The sequence below is a fragment of the Saccharopolyspora sp. SCSIO 74807 genome, from assembly GCF_037023755.1.
Taxonomy (GTDB): domain Bacteria; phylum Actinomycetota; class Actinomycetes; order Mycobacteriales; family Pseudonocardiaceae; genus Saccharopolyspora_C; species Saccharopolyspora_C galaxeae.
On sequence record NZ_CP146100.1, the window covers coordinates 5,484,012 to 5,497,164 of the forward strand.

The window sequence follows — 13,153 nt, forward strand, 5'->3', positions numbered from 1 at the left end:
TCGTGCTCGCCGTCGAGCACACCACTGACCTCCGGCACCACCACACCCGGCACGGGGCGGCGCACCCGCACGGTCACCGCTGCGCGACGAGGCGCTTGGTGGTGCGCCGGAACGACCAGACGACGACCAGTGCGGCCAGCACCGTCAGCGGCGTGCCCATCACGACCTTCGCCACGGCCAGCCAGGTCGTGGAATCGGCCAGGTACAGCCATTCCTTCACGACGAACCGGGCGCCGAACACCAGCGCCGCGGCGGCGGTGGCGATGTCGTGCGTGCGCAGCACGCCCTTGTCGCTGCGCCACTCGTGCTCACCGCCGTGCATCGCGTTCCAGATCACGCCGGTCAGCGGCCGGCGCGCCAGCACCGAACCGAAGGTGACGAGGAAACCCGCCAGCGCCGCCCAGATCCCGATGACGAAGAAGTCCTTCGCCGAGCCGGTCGCCGCGACGACTCCGACGGCGACCGCCAGGCCCAGCAACCCGCCGACCGCGGACGACCAGCGTTCCCCGCGCAGCAGCCGGAATCCGGTCAGCGCTACGCCGGCCGCGATCGAGATCCCGATCGTCACCGGCAGCGGCAGGAACGCGTTGGCCGCCACGAACACGATGACCGGCAGCGTCGAGTAGACGAATCCCATCGGGCCGCCCATCTGCTCGAGCAGCGTCTGCGGTGTGCTGGCCTGCGCCCGCTCGGTGCGGTGCGATTCGCGGGTTTCCTGCTGGTCGATCATGATCTTGCCCCCTCGGGCCGTTGGTGTGGTGGATCCAGGAGAAGCCGTGCCGCAACGGCACACTCAAGCCCGAGCGCCGGTGAAGCGGGCCACATGTGTTAGCCGAGCCCGCCTCCGGCTGCGACGCGACCGGCCTCGACGACCGAGCTCGGCTCGACGTCGGGCGAACCTCGCGACGAGGCATGATCAGCCGTCGTGGAAGCGGACCTGCGCGAGCCGCACCGGCTGCTCGCACACCCCGAGGTCGTCCGCCACATCGACTTCGACCGCCCCTGCGCATTGCTGCAGAGCGGCACGATGCACCACCTCGCCGACGACGAGAACCCCGGCGAGATCATGCGGGCCTATCGGGACGCGTTGCCATCCGGCTCCTACGTCGCCATGTGGCACTTCTGGGACACGGCGGAGGATCGCCGGAGGACAGCGCTTTCGCCAAGGAGATGCAGCAGCGGTTGACCGGCAGCACCACGGGCACCGGCCGGTTCCGCAACCGCGCCGAGATCGCGGCCTTCCTGGACGGGCTCGAGCTGGTCGATCCCGGGCTGGTGATGCTGCACGAGTGGTGGCCGGAAGGCCCGCGGACCGCCCCGCTGACCCAGATGGACAAGGTGTTCCTCAGCGGCGTCGCCCGCAAGCCCTGAGCCGCCGGGCGCGCTCCCCGCCTACCGGCAGCGCTCATGCCGACGTCGATGCAGTGATCCGCTCGAGCCCCGCCGCCGCGCGCAGCAGCACGTGTTCCCGCCAAGGCGCGGCGGCCAGCTGCAAGCCCACCGGCATCCCGGATTCCGGGTGCCTGCCGCAGGGCACCGTGATCGACGGACCGCCGTACATCGACCAGACGTAGGTGTACCGCGCGATTTCGCGGGTCGATGCCGCGAGATCCACCGAATCCCGGGCGGGCACATCGGTCGGCAGTGTCGGCGTCAAGATGACGTCCTGCGAAGCGAACACCTCGTCCACGCGCTGCCGGAACCGCTGCCGCCACCGCCGCGCCTTTTCGGACCGCCCGGCGGAAATGCCCGCACCGAGGCGCAACCGCCGGAGCACGTCGGGATCGATCGTCCCGGGCGCATCGCGCAGCCGGTCGCGGTGCAGTGCGGCGGCCTCGGGATACAGGATCTCCAGCATCCGGTCCTGCGCGTGCTCGGCGTCCGGCACTTCCTGCGACCGCACCCGCGCTCCGTGCTCGCGCAACGAGGCGACCGCCGCGGCCAGCACCTCCCGCACTCCGGAATCCAGCCCGTCAGCGAAGAAACCCGTCGCCACACCTACCCGCAGATCGGCGAGGCCGTCGTCGAGCGCCGTTTCGACCGGGGTGCGGCTGCCTTCGACCGAAGTGCCGTCGCCGTCCAGGTGGTCGAGCGCGGCGAGCATCGCCGCGGCGGTGCGCACGTCCGGGGCGATCGGCGTGACCGTGTCGAACGACGGGCTCACCGGCAGCACGCCGCGATTCGACATCCGTCCCAGCGTGGGCCGCAGACCCACCACCTCGTTCACCGCGGCGGGCACGCGGCCGGAACCGCCGGTGTCGGTCCCGAGCGCCGCGTCCGCGATGCCCGCCGCGACCGCGACGGACGATCCGCTGCTGGAGCCGCCCGAGATGCGGCGGTCGTCGAGCGCGTTTCGGCAGTCACCGAAGGCGTCGTTGCGGCCGGTGACGCCCATGGCGAACTCGGTCATGTTGTTCTTGCCGACGATCACCGCGCCCGCTTCGCGCAGCAATCGGACCACCGTGGCGTCGCAGGAGGCGGTCCGGCCGTGGTGCGGTGAGCCCGCCGTGCTCGGCACTCCGGCGACGTCGATGTTGTCCTTCAAGGCCACGGCCGTGCCGTGCAGCGGTCCGCGCGCGTGCGCCGGGGTGGCGTCCAGTTCTTCCGCGCGCTGCCGGGCCTGCTCGTCCAACAGCGTGATGTAGGCGCGCAGCCGGGGATCGCGCTGTCGGGCCCGCGTCAGCAACTCGTCGATCCGTTCGCGGACCGGGCTCATGCGCGCCTCCTTTCGGCCGGTCGCCCGGGACGACCCGGGCGCAGCAGCGGCGGATCAGCGCACGGCACCGACACCGGTCCAGCAGTGCGACCGCTCGGGATGCTCGACAGGGCTGTCCGGACGCCACTGCGAAGCCCACACGATGCCCGGCTCGACGAGATCGAGATCGAGCGCGGAGAACAGGCCGGCTAGTTCGTCATGACCGCGGAAAGTCGCCGGCGTGGTGGTGCGCGCCAGCATCTCGGTGATCCGGGCCGCCCGCTCCTCCTGCCCGTCGGCGGTGACGTGGCTGACGGCCACGACGCTGCCCGGAGCGAGGTCGCGCGTGTAGCGCCCGACCAGCGACGCGAGGTCGTGCTCGTGGCCGACGTAGTGCAGCACCGCCACCATCAGCAACGCCACGGGCCGGGAGAAGTCGAGCCGCTGCACCGCCGGTGCGGACAGGATCGCGTCGGGATCGCGGACATCGGCGTCGACCAGGGCGACGCGGTCCTGCAGGCCCCACGCGGACAGCAGTTGCCGGGTGTGGGCGACCGCGATGGGCTCGTTGTCCACGTACACCACCTGAGCGGCCGGGTTCCCGCGGTGCGCGATCTCGTGCACGTTGCCGACCGTGGGAATCCCCGAGCCCAGGTCGAGGAACTGGTCGATGCCGCGTTCCAGCGCGAACCGCACGGCCCGGTGCAGGAACCCGCGGTTGTCCCGCGCCACGTACGGGCCCGAACCCACGACCTCGTGGATCCGCTCGGCCTCGGCCCGGTCGACGGCGAAGTTGTGGTTGCCGCCGAGGTCGTAGTCGTAGATCCGCGCCGCGTTCGGCACGTCCGGCTGCGGTTCGCTGGTTCCGCTGTATGCGTCGAATGAATCCACAGCCGGATGATCGTCGATCGGCGCGCGAACTCGCCACCCCCGCCGGGCTTCCGGCTCGCGGGAACACCGAGCAATCCGGCTCGCGAGGGCAACCCAGCCATCCGGTTCGCGAGGAACACCGCGAGTCCGAGCACGCAGCGATACCCGCGATCACTGCCCGTCGCCCGCGGAAATCCAGCATTTTGGTCTCTACCTGTTCGTGGCATGATGCGGCCCGCTGCGCGAGGAGGACCCACGTTCATGCTGATCAAAAGCAGTGCACGCGAGCTCGACGGCTCGCTCGACGACGGCTATCTGGACCGCACCCCGTACTTCCAGTTCATCCTGCTGTCGTTGCTGTTCCCGATGTGGGGCGCGGCCGCCGGGCTCAACGACGTCCTCATCGCGCAGTTCAAGTCGGTGTTCACGCTCAGCGACGCCGCGGCGGCGTTCGTGCAGAGCGCGTTCTACGGCGGGTACTTCCTGATCGCGATCCCCGCATCGCGGTTCATCAAGCACACCTCGTACAAAGCCGCGGTGATGGCCGGGCTGGCGCTCTACATCGTGGGCTGCTGGCTGTTCTTCCCCGCCTCGCAGATGGCCACCTACAGCATGTTCCTGGTGGCCATCTTCGCCATCGCGGTGGGACTGAGCTTCCTGGAGACCTCGGCCAACACCTACAGCTCGATGCTCGGTCCGCGCCGGACCTCGACGCTGCGGCTCAACATCAGCCAGACCTTCACGCCGCTGGGCAACCTGGCGGGCATCATCCTGGGCAAGTACCTCGTCTTCGACGACACCGCCTCGCTCGAGCAGCAGATCCGGTCCGTGCAGGGCGCCGAACGCCAAGAGCTCGTAGACCGGCTCCTGGGCCAGACCCTGTTGCCGTACAAGTACATCCTCGCCGTGCTCGTGGTGCTGCTCGTGCTGTTCGCGATCACCCAGTACCCGCGGTGCCGCCCCAGCGCGGAGGCCGCGTCGAAGAAGGCGCAAGCCTCGATCGGCGAGACGCTGAAGTACCTCTCGACCAATGCGATGTTCCTGAAGGGCATCGCCGCGCAGTTCTTGTACGTCGGCCTGCAGACCGCGGTGTGGTCGTTCACGATCCGGCTGGCGCTGGAGACGATGCCGGGGCTCAACGAGCACGGCGCCACCGACTACATGATCTTCGGCTTCATCGCGTTCTTCATCGGCAAGTTCCCGGCGAACTTCCTCATGAGCCGGTTTTCCGCCTCGCACGTGCTGATCGCGTACGGAGCGATCGGCGCCGTCGTGCTGACCGCCGTCTCGTTCGGCCCGGTGGGTTGGGCGGTTTGGGGCGTGGTGCTCACGAACCTGCTCATGGGCCCCTGCTGGCCCACGATCTTCGGACGCACCCTGGACACCATCGAGGACAAGCGCTACCAGGAGACCGGCGGGGCCGTCCTCGTCATGGCCATCGTCGGCGGCGCGATCATTCCGGCCGTGCAAGGCGCGGTCTCGGACGTGAGCGGGTCGCTGCAGTTCTCGTTCCTGGTAGGCGCGGTGTGCTTCGCGGCCATCATGCTGTTCTTCATCGACCAGGCCAGGCACCGGAGCCCAGCCGTCGAACCCGGTTGATCCGCTCCGGACCACCCGCGAGTGGCGGATGCGCGCGAAGGCGCCCAGCGGGTGCGCGCGACCAGCCGGGGAACCACCTGCTTCGTGCCGGGACGGCAGGCCTGCAGCAACGTCGCGCTCCGAGGGAAGATGCTGCGGGCGCATCCCGTTGAGCAGCGGCATCCCCGTCGATGGACAACGGGGCGACTCGTCGAGCCGTCGTCCCGGGCCCGGCACATGTCGTCCGACCGCGCGGATCAGCCGGAGTCGGCTTGCCGCTTGCTGCCGAGCCCGATCAGGGCGCGCCGCAAAACGTCGGCCTGGGCGGGATTGTAGAGGTCGTCGACGGCCTTGACCATCGTTTCCTCGACGAACTGCGGGCCGTGCGGGGCGTCGGAATGCGATTCGGCCAAGCCGGGGTGCTTCGCCAGTAGCTCGCGGAAGTACGGGACCAAGCGCTCGGCCAAGGCGATGCGGGTCGGTTCGTCGGCGTCGGCGGGCAGCTCGTTGAACTCGGCGTCCGTGGGGTCGTCGGGCAGGTCCTGCAGCATGTCCGCGTAGGTCTGCAGGTATCCGGGTCCGAGCACCCGGGTCATGACGGTGACGAAGCCGCGGTCGGCATCGGAGAGCCCGGTGGCCGGGGCGAACTCGGGCGGCAGGTCGGCTGGCGCCGAGCGGCGCAGGATGACGCCGAGTTCGACCCGCGCCCGTTGCAGCCGCTCGATGGTCGCGGCGAGTTCGGCGTCGAGCGTGCGCAGCGCGTCCTCGGGGTGCTCGTCGGTGTCTCCCATGGCTGCGATCTGCGACAGCGAGAACCCTAGATCGACCAAGCGCTTGATCCGCAACAGCCGGACCAGGTGGGCGACGCCGTACTGCTTGTAGCCGTTGGCGCGCCGCTCCGGCTCGGCCAGCAGGCCGACCTCGTGGTAGTGCCGCACCGCCCGCAAGCTCGTACCGGCGAGCTCGGCGAGTTCACGGGTGCTCCAGGCCACCGACCGTCACCTCATTTCCGCGTAGGCGCCGCTGAAGACGTCGCCGCCGGCGCGATCCGCCGAGGCGGTGCCAGTCGAAACCGTGCCGTCGCGGCATGGTCAAGCGCCGGGGTGATCCGGTGACCTGATTCACCTCGGGTGCCGAGCGATCACGGCGCACGGCGAAGCTCGCGAGCTACTCGTCGGACTCGCCGGCCTCGTGCCCCGCGACCGTCGCGGTCGTCAGCGGGCTCGCCGCCTGGGCGGTGGCGGTGAGTTCGCGCAGGGTGCCGAGCAGTTCGCGGTTCGCCTCCGCGTCGAAGCGGTCGAGGGCGCACTGCAGGGCGTGCGGGACACCGGTGAGCCGCGAGCGCAGTTCGTACCCGGCGTCGGTCAGGCTCACCAGCACCCGCGATTCGTTGTCGCTGGCGCGGCGCCGCTCGACCAGCCCGTGCGCTTCGAGCCGCTTCAGCAGCGGTGACACGGTTCCGTAGTCCAGCTGCAGCGTCTCGGTCAGATCCTTGACCGGGCGGGTGTCGCGTTCCCACAGCACCAGCAGCACGAGGTACTGCGGATACGTCACCCCGAGCTCGTTGAGCAGCGGCCGGTACAGCTCGGTGACGGCCCGCGAGGCGGCGTAGAGCGCGAAGCACAGCTGGTTGTCCAGCTGCAGGCCCTCCGGGTTCTCCGGCTCGGCGGGCCGCGGTTCCTGCGAGGTCGTCATTCCCCTGACGCTAGACCTCGCGAGGCCGGAGCTCAATGTCCTGGACTCCCAGGCCTTGGTGCCTCATGAGGTGTGGTCGCCGCCCGCACCGGCAACCCCTGAGCACGAGCGACCGATGGCCGTGCGGGCATGAGTGGTTGCGCGCAGGCAGGCCGACACATAGTGTGCGATCACCTGGAGCACCAGTTCCTGGAGCACAAGTTAGGCCGTGGATCGGCGGACCGGCGCGCTGCACGAGCGAGCAGCCGCGACGGCTCATCGACGCCGGTGCCCGGCAGTACCCGCATTTCGCAGGAGGACGACCATGAGCATTGTTTACACCGCGACGGCCACTTCCAGCGGCGGCGGCCGGGACGGGCAGGTGCGCTCGTCGGACGGCCGGATCGACGCGCCGGTGCGGATGCCGTCGGCGATGGGCGGCAACGGCGAGGGCACCAACCCCGAGCAGCTGTTCGCCGCGGCCTACGCCACCTGCTTCCACGGCGCGATGCGGCTGGCCGCCAAGGACAAGGGCACCGCGGTCCCGGACGACGCGACGATCGACGCCGAGGTCGGCATCGGCCCGGACGACACCAGCTTCGGCGTGACCGCGACGCTCACCGGGCACTTCCCGGGCCTGGACCAGCAGACGGCCGACGACCTGATGCACGGCGCACACCAGGTGTGCCCCTACTCCAAGGCGACCCGCGGCAACATCGAGGTCACGCTGCGCGCGACCGTGTGACCGTCCCCCGCAAGGGATTGGAGACCGCAGCCGTTGAGTTTGATCAGCAGTTCCGGAATCGCCCACGCGCGCTTGACCGTCACCGACATCGAGCGGTCGAAGGCGTTCTACGAGCACGTTTTCGGCTGGCCGGTGGTGATCGACGCATCGGACCGGGCCGGTGAGCCCGGCGTGCACGACTCGCCGGAGCAGTTCTACGGCGGAACCGTGTACCGAACCCCGTCGGGAGAGCTGTTCGGACTGCGCCCGGTGGCACCCGCGGGACAACGGTTCGATTCCGCGCAAACCGGCCTGGACCACGTCAGCTTCCAGGTCGAAGCCCGGGAGGACCTGGTGACCGCCCGCCAGCGGCTCGCCGCGGCGGAGATCTCGCACGGGGAGGTCATCGACCTGCCGGACTCGGGCCTGTCGATCCTTTCGTTCAGCGATCCCGACGGGATCCACCTGGAACTGACCGCTCCCCTGGCCTGAGCGGAAGCAGGACCCGCCTCCCGGGCGCGGGACGTTGCACGCCTCCGCGGGGAGCCGTGTCCGGGAGGCCGGGCGAACGAGGCCGGGCGAACACCGACGACGAACAACGAGGAGCAATCATGCGAGCCGTGCAGGTCTCCGAACCGGGAGGTCCGCTGGAACTCGTCGAGCGCGACGTTCCCGAAGTCCGCGACGACCAGGTCCGGGTGCGCGTGCAAGCCTGCGGGGTCTGCCACAGCGACATGTGGGCCAAGGAAGGCGCGCTGCCCATCACCCCGTACCCGATCATTCCCGGTCACGAGATCGTGGGGATCATCGACGAGCTCGGCCCCGCGGTGACCGGTCCGTGGCAGCGCGGCGACCGGGTGGGGATCGGCTGGTTCGGCGGGTCCTGCCTGCACTGCGATTCCTGCCGCCGGGGCGACTTCATCACCTGCGCGAACGGGAAGATCCCCGGCATCACCTTCGACGGCGGCTACGCCGACAACGTCGTGGTCTCCGCCGACGCACTGGCCCGGATTCCGGAGGAGCTGTCCGCGGTCGAGGCCGCGCCGCTGCTGTGCGCGGGCGTGACGACCTACCACGCGCTGCGCGAGAGCACGGCCCGTCCCGGTGACCGCGTCGCCGTGCTCGGCGTCGGCGGGCTCGGGCACCTGGGCATCCAGTTCGCCGCGCGGATGGGCATGGAGGTCGTGGCGATCTCCCGCGGCACCGGCAAGGCCGACCTCGCCCGGCAGCTCGGCGCGCACCGGCACATCGACAGCGAAGCCACCGATCCGGCCGAGGAGTTGGCCGCGCTCGGCGGCGCGCAGGTCGTGCTGGCCACCGCTGCGAGCGGGGCGGCGGTCAGCGCGCTCGTGCCCGGGCTCGCGCCGCGGGGCCAGTTGCTGGTGCTCGGGGCGCCGAGCGACCCGCTGCAGGTGCAGGCACCTTCGTTGATCATGCCGGGTGCCGCGGTCGTCGGCCATCCTTCCGGGACCTCGAAGGATTCCGAGGACACGCTGCGGTTCAGCAGGCTGACCGGGGTCCAGTCGATGATCGAGACCATGCCGCTGGAGCAGGCACCGGACGCCTACGCGAAGATGATCAACAACGAGGCGCGGTTCCGCATGGTCCTCACCACCTGATCCGTCCGCGCGGGTGGCTCCGGCGCGGTCGGCGACAGCGGCGCCGTCCGGCCGGAGCGCCGACCCGGTCCGTGCTACCGGCGAGCGGAACGGATCGTGCGACGACCTTCGAGAACCCGCGACATCCGAGCCCGTTTCATGCTGGAATACTGGCGGAGTCCGGTTCCCCTGACAGAAACGCTGGCCGTGCCACCGAACAACACCGCAGCCATGAGCAACGGGCCCGTGAACACCGGCACCGAGGCGGCCGCACGGGTCGCCGACGTGCTGCTGCTGTTCACCGGCGGCCGGACCTACCTCGGCGTCAGCACGATCGGCCGGGAACTCGGCATCTCCAAAGCCGTCGTCTACCGCATCCTGCAATCGCTGGTCTCGCGCGAAGTCCTGGTGACCGACCCCGACGGTTACCGGCTGGGCCCGGCTGCGGTGGCGCTCGGGGCGAGCGCGCTGCGGCGCTCCGACGCCCGCACGGCCGCGGCGCCCGTGCTGCGGCGACTGCGCGACGAGACCGGTGAGACCACGACGCTGTCCGGGCTGGTCGGCGACGAGCGGGTCTACCTCGACCAGTTCGAGAGCGGCGCCGAGATCAAGATGACCGTCGAGGCGGGCAGGCGGTTCCCGCTGCACGCCGGGTCGTCGGGCAAGGCGATTCTGGCGCACCTGCCGGAGGACCGGCGTGCGGCGGTGCTCTCCGGCGAGCTCGGCGCGCTCACCGAGCGGACCGTGACCGACCGGGCGGCGCTGCGCGACGAGCTGGCCGCGATCGCCGAGGACGGTGTCGCGGTGTCGCTCGGTGAGCGACAGGTGGGTGCCGGGTCGGTCGCGGCGCCGCTGATCGGCCCGGACGGCGAGGTGCACGGCGCGATCAGCGTCTGCGGTCCCGAGCACCGCTTCAGCCCGGACAAGATCGAGCGCTACCGCGAGCTCGTGCGCGCGGCCACCGCGGAGATCGCCCGGAACTGGGCGGTTCCGCCCGCCGCGAGCGGGCGCTGAGCCGCTTCAGCGCCCGCGCCGCAGGTACCTGCCGACCGGCTCGTCCTGCAGCTTGCCGCCTGCGAACACGTGGTGGCCGCGCACGAAGGTGTCGGTGACCTTCGCCGACATCGGGAAACCTTCGAACGGCGTGTACTCCTGAGTGGACTCCGACTCGGCAGCCCGCACCGTCCACGACACATTCGGGTCCACGAGGGCGAAATCGGCGTCGTAGCCCTCCGCCAGCGTTCCCTTGTGCAGCAATCCGTACCGCTGCGCCGGGTTCTGCGCCGTCAGCTTCGCGATCCGCTGCGGTGACAGGCCCCGCTTTGCGCCCTCGCCGACCAGGCCGGGCAGCAGGTACTCCGCGCCGCCGAAGCCCGATTTGGCGAGGAAGACGTCGTCGCGCTCGGCGCCGAACTTCATCTCGTCGCGGCAACAGGCGTGGTCGCTGACGATCCAGTCCACCTCACCGGCGAGCACGTGGCCCCACAGCGCCTCGACGTCTTCCCGCTCGCGCAGCGGCGGATTCACCTTGCCACCGATGCCGCTCGCACTGTCCACATCGGCCAGCAAGTGCCCGACGGTGACCTCGCGGCGGAAATCCACGTGCGGGAACGTCCGCGCCATCCGCAGCGCCGCGTCCAGCGCTTTTTCCGAGGAGAGGTGCAGCAGGTTGATGTTCGCCAGCCCGGTCTCGTGCGCCAGGTAGGACGCGATGGTGACCGCGAGCCCTTCGGAGTGCGGCGGGCGGGAGGCGCTGTAGGCGCGCAGGCCGGACAGCTCGCCCTCCTGCTCCACCAGCTCGGTGTACGCCGTCATGATCTCCGCTGTCTCGCAGTGCAGCGACAGCGACAGGTACGGCGCGTACTCCGTGAAGACCTCGCGGGCTCGCTGCACACCGCGCATCACGAACTCGAAGTGCGCGAGGTCGTAGCGCTCTTCGGGCGGGATCATCAGGAAGTCGCTCTGGCTGCCCGAGCGCCCGTGCAGACCGTGGCTGCCGTAGAACATGAAGATCTTGAACGACGTGACGCCGTGTTCCTCGACCAGGTAAGGGATTTCCTCGATGTGCCGAGTCATCATCGGCGCCAGGTGGAAGCCGTAGTCCACGTGCGCGTTGCCTTCGGCGGCCGAGAGCACTTCGGGGAAGAATTCCCGGTAGCCGCCTCCCTTGTTCAGGTAGTACTGCCCGGTGCGCATGTAGGTCAGCGCCGTGGTGACCCCGCCCTGGGCGCCGGCCCTGCTCTCCGAGGCGGTGTCGGTGGCGAGGTCGTTGTAGATGCCCCAGTGCTGGTGGGCGTCGACCACGCCGGGAAACGCCAGCAGCCCCCGCCCGTCGACGACCCGCGCGACATCGTCGCGCGCCAGACCCGGCGCGATGCGAACGATCTTGCCGTCGTTGACCGCGATGTCGACCAGGTCGGGCCGGTCGTTGTCGGGGTCCTCCGGGCGCACCACCCGGACGTCGGTGACCAGTAGTTCGGTTGTCGCCATCCCTGCTCCTCACTGAGCCTGTTGCGGTCGGGCCGCCCGGCGACGGGCGATGTCGTCCGCGGCCAAATAGGACAGTCCGAACGCGGGTAGCAGGCCGTTTCCCGCGAGATAGCCCGCCGCGCCGTGCCCGGAGATCCCCGCTGCCGCTCCCCCGGCCGCGTACAGCCCGGGAATCGGCCGGTCGTGCCGGTCGACGACCGCGGCGTGCTCGTCGACCAGCAGCCCGCCTTGGGTGTGGAACAGCGCGGGCACCACGCGCACCGCCGCGTACTCGGGAACCAGCGCGTGATCCCAGTTGGTGCGGCCGAACGGATCGGCCCGCTCGCCGCGCGCGTACTTCGCGGTGTTCGCCAGTTCTCCGGTCAGCTCGCGCTCCGGCAGGCCGGTCGCGCGGGCGAGTCCCGCCGCGTCCCCGGACCGCACCACGACGCCCGAGTCGACCGTGTCGCGGAAGTCCTGGAAAACCTGGCACCGCTGGAAAACCGCCTCGTCCAGCACGATCCAGCCGGTTCCGCCGGGCCGGGCGGCCAGTTCCGCGGCGAACTCGGAGTAGCCGCGCAGCTCGTCGCCGAACCGCTGCCCGGTGCTGTCGACCAGGATTGCGCCTTGCACGACCGCGGCCCAGCCGACGAGCGTGCCCGCGCCCGCGGCGACCGCGCTGTGGCCCTGGTAGGCGTCGAGATAGCCGGTCGCGGCGCCGAGCTTCTCGCCGATCCGGAGCGCATCGCCCCGCGAGTGGTCACCGCCCCGGTACAGCGCATCCGCGATCTCCGGCAGGTGCCGCCGCACGAGCTCCGCGTCCGCGCCGAAACCGTTGGTGGCCAACAGGATCGCGCGCGTCGGAATCTCCTCCTCGGCGCCGTCCGGATAGCGCACCACCGCCGCGCGGACCCGCCCGCCCTCGGTCAGCACGTCGACCAGCCGCGCGGGAACGAGCATGTCCACATCGGAGTGCCCGGCGGCCGCGCGCGCCAAGTGGTCGATCACCGCCGAGCCGTGACGTCCCGGTACCGAGTGGCAGCGCGGCACCGCATGGCCGGGATAGGTGAAGTCGGTGACCAGCGACAGCGGTAACCCCACGACGTCGGCGAGCCATTCGACGAGTTCCGCGCTGACCGCGGCCAGCGTGCGCGCGAGGCGGGGTTCGGCCAGGCCGCCGGTCTTGGCCGCGATGTCGGCGAGGAACCGTTCCGGGGAGTCCTGCACACCGGCTCCGGTCTGCCACCGCGATCCGGCTGCGGGGAACATCGCCGTGGACATCGAGGTGTTGTTGCCGCGGCGGAAGTGCTCGTCGGCCTCCACCACGAGCACGCTCAGCCCGTGCTCGGCCGCGCGCAGCGCGCCCGCCAGCCCGCCGCCCGCACCCGCGATCACGACGTCCACCCGATCGTCCATGCGCCTCGACCTCCCGTCGTTCCCCTGGAAGAAACAATGGGAACCGCTTGGCGGGCAGCCTGACACCGCAGGTGAACCGGCGTCAACGGTCGACCGCTCTTGACTTGCAGCGCGATCGGCGCGAGCTTG

At 70.5% G+C, this 13,153-nt stretch carries 14 protein-coding genes; 7 read left to right on the forward strand and 7 right to left on the reverse strand.

From position 1 onward, the window contains the following. Positions 1 to 73: 73 nt before the first annotated feature. The gene (locus V1457_RS25190) at positions 74 to 730 is read right to left on the reverse strand and encodes a DUF3159 domain-containing protein (protein ID WP_200072892.1); all 657 of its coding nucleotides are present in this window, start codon (positions 728 to 730) and stop codon (positions 74 to 76) included. A gap of 195 nt (positions 731 to 925) precedes the next feature. On the opposite strand from V1457_RS25190, the gene V1457_RS25195 reads away from it, so the two are divergent. Both V1457_RS25195 and V1457_RS25200 read left to right on the forward strand, forming a co-directional pair. Beyond that, complete coding sequence (locus V1457_RS25195) at positions 926 to 1,186, forward strand: SAM-dependent methyltransferase (protein ID WP_338597300.1); 261 nt, start codon at positions 926 to 928, stop codon at positions 1,184 to 1,186. After that, the gene (locus tag V1457_RS25200; protein ID WP_255520958.1) at positions 1,171 to 1,371 is read left to right on the forward strand and encodes an SAM-dependent methyltransferase; all 201 of its coding nucleotides are present in this window, start codon (positions 1,171 to 1,173) and stop codon (positions 1,369 to 1,371) included. The genes V1457_RS25195 and V1457_RS25200 overlap by 16 nt, the downstream gene beginning before the upstream one ends. 34 nt (positions 1,372 to 1,405) lie before the next feature. On the opposite strand, the gene V1457_RS25205 is transcribed toward V1457_RS25200, so the two are convergent. Together V1457_RS25205 and V1457_RS25210 are read right to left on the reverse strand one after the other, a co-directional pair. Next, positions 1,406 to 2,716, reverse strand: a complete 1,311-nt coding sequence (locus V1457_RS25205; RefSeq protein WP_338597302.1) for an amidase — start codon at positions 2,714 to 2,716, stop codon at positions 1,406 to 1,408. A gap of 54 nt (positions 2,717 to 2,770) precedes the next feature. After that, complete coding sequence (locus tag V1457_RS25210; protein WP_338597303.1) at positions 2,771 to 3,586, reverse strand: SAM-dependent methyltransferase; 816 nt, start codon at positions 3,584 to 3,586, stop codon at positions 2,771 to 2,773. 240 nt (positions 3,587 to 3,826) lie between these two features. Here V1457_RS25210 and fucP point away from each other — a divergent pair, with 240 nt between their 5' ends. Further along, positions 3,827 to 5,164, forward strand: a complete 1,338-nt coding sequence (fucP, locus tag V1457_RS25215; protein ID WP_295150653.1) for an L-fucose:H+ symporter permease — start codon at positions 3,827 to 3,829, stop codon at positions 5,162 to 5,164. 236 nt (positions 5,165 to 5,400) lie between these two features. On the opposite strand, the gene V1457_RS25220 is transcribed toward fucP, so the two are convergent. After that, positions 5,401 to 6,135: a MerR family transcriptional regulator gene (locus tag V1457_RS25220; RefSeq protein ID WP_338597306.1), complete on the reverse strand. Its 735-nt coding sequence runs from the start codon at positions 6,133 to 6,135 to the stop codon at positions 5,401 to 5,403. A gap of 175 nt (positions 6,136 to 6,310) precedes the next feature. Next, positions 6,311 to 6,838: a MarR family winged helix-turn-helix transcriptional regulator gene (locus V1457_RS25225; RefSeq protein ID WP_200072897.1), complete on the reverse strand. Its 528-nt coding sequence runs from the start codon at positions 6,836 to 6,838 to the stop codon at positions 6,311 to 6,313. Between the two features lie 304 nt (positions 6,839 to 7,142). Between V1457_RS25225 and V1457_RS25230 the strand changes: the two genes are divergently transcribed. The 4 genes from V1457_RS25230 (at position 7,143) to V1457_RS25245 (ending at position 10,153) form a co-directional block, all read left to right on the forward strand. Beyond that, positions 7,143 to 7,562 carry an organic hydroperoxide resistance protein gene (locus V1457_RS25230; protein WP_200072898.1) on the forward strand — a complete coding sequence of 140 codons (420 nt, stop codon included), beginning with the start codon at positions 7,143 to 7,145 and terminating at the stop codon, positions 7,560 to 7,562. Between the two features lie 33 nt (positions 7,563 to 7,595). Beyond that, positions 7,596 to 8,033 carry a VOC family protein gene (locus V1457_RS25235; protein WP_338597308.1) on the forward strand — a complete coding sequence of 146 codons (438 nt, stop codon included), beginning with the start codon at positions 7,596 to 7,598 and terminating at the stop codon, positions 8,031 to 8,033. 119 nt (positions 8,034 to 8,152) lie between these two features. Further along, complete coding sequence (locus V1457_RS25240) at positions 8,153 to 9,160, forward strand: alcohol dehydrogenase (RefSeq protein WP_200072900.1); 1,008 nt, start codon at positions 8,153 to 8,155, stop codon at positions 9,158 to 9,160. Positions 9,161 to 9,370: 210 nt separating this feature from the next. Beyond that, on the forward strand, positions 9,371 to 10,153 hold the full coding sequence (locus V1457_RS25245; protein WP_338597310.1) for an IclR family transcriptional regulator: 783 nt from the start codon (positions 9,371 to 9,373) through the stop codon (positions 10,151 to 10,153). Positions 10,154 to 10,159: 6 nt separating this feature from the next. On the opposite strand, the gene V1457_RS25250 is transcribed toward V1457_RS25245, so the two are convergent. After that, positions 10,160 to 11,629 (reverse strand): dihydroorotase family protein, encoded by a 1,470-nt coding sequence (locus V1457_RS25250; RefSeq protein WP_338597312.1) that lies wholly within the window; start codon positions 11,627 to 11,629, stop codon positions 10,160 to 10,162. 9 nt (positions 11,630 to 11,638) lie between these two features. After that, positions 11,639 to 13,024, reverse strand: coding sequence for an FAD-binding protein (locus tag V1457_RS25255; protein WP_338597314.1), 1,386 nt, complete (start codon positions 13,022 to 13,024; stop codon positions 11,639 to 11,641). Positions 13,025 to 13,153 lie beyond the last annotated feature (129 nt).